This is a genomic window from Kineococcus siccus, from assembly GCF_009906795.1.
In the GTDB taxonomy this organism is placed as follows: Bacteria; Actinomycetota; Actinomycetes; order Actinomycetales; family Kineococcaceae; genus Kineococcus; species Kineococcus siccus.
The window spans coordinates 1-795 of record NZ_JAAALN010000425.1; the positions used below are offsets into that span (position 1 = coordinate 1).

Sequence of the window (795 nt, forward strand, 5' to 3'; positions counted from 1 at the left end):
ACGAGGGGGTCGGCGAGGGGGTCGCCTCGACGACGGTGCCCGCGTAGACGATCCCGAGCGGGTAGACGGCCTGCCCGACGGCGAACGTCCGGGTCTCCCCGTCGACGTCGAGGACGGCCGCGGCCGGGCTGCCGCTGAGGAAGCGCACGACGGGGGTCACCCAGCCGGGCGCCGAGGAGACGGGCGGCGCGACGACGGACGGCGGTCCCGACGGCGCACCGGTGGCGGGCGGTGCGGCGGGCGGAGGCGGCGGCGGGACCACGGAGGTCGCACGCCCACCCGGCGGTGTCGTGGACACGGGGACCGGGGGCGCCACCGGCCGGGCGGCCGGAGGGGCCGTGGTCGCCGGGAGGACCTCGGTCGAGGGCAGGGCCCCGCCGCCGCCGCTGCCGGCGGTCGCGCTCGCGGAGAACAGGTCCCGGCCGCCGAAGGCGACGCCCGTGGCGCGCACGGGACCGGGGTCACCGACGACCGGGGGCGTGCTGCGCACCCCGCCGAACGCGGCGTCCGCCACGTCGCCCGACGGGGTGCTGCTGATCCACAGGAAACCCGCGGCGCCGGCCCCGATGACCGCGACGGCGGCGGCGCCACCGAGCAGGGACCGCAGGACGCGGGGGTCGAGGGGGGTCCGCTCGCGCGCCGGGGCGGCGACGAGGACCTCCTCGGCACCGTCGTCGTCGGGGTAGGGCTCGATGCCGAACGGGGAGCTGCTGGTGCTCACGGGGTCCTCCTCTCAGGACGTCGCGGTCGGGACGGCGGTCGGGTCGGCGCCGGGGTCGGCGGTCACCACGGGGA

1 pseudogene is annotated in these 795 nt (G+C 79.5%); it reads right to left on the bottom strand.

The window, feature by feature from the left end:
* Positions 1–721 (bottom strand): annotated as a pseudogene (locus tag GTR02_RS21950) (hypothetical protein); the annotation flags it as partial.
* Between the last annotated feature and the right edge of the window lie 74 nt (positions 722–795).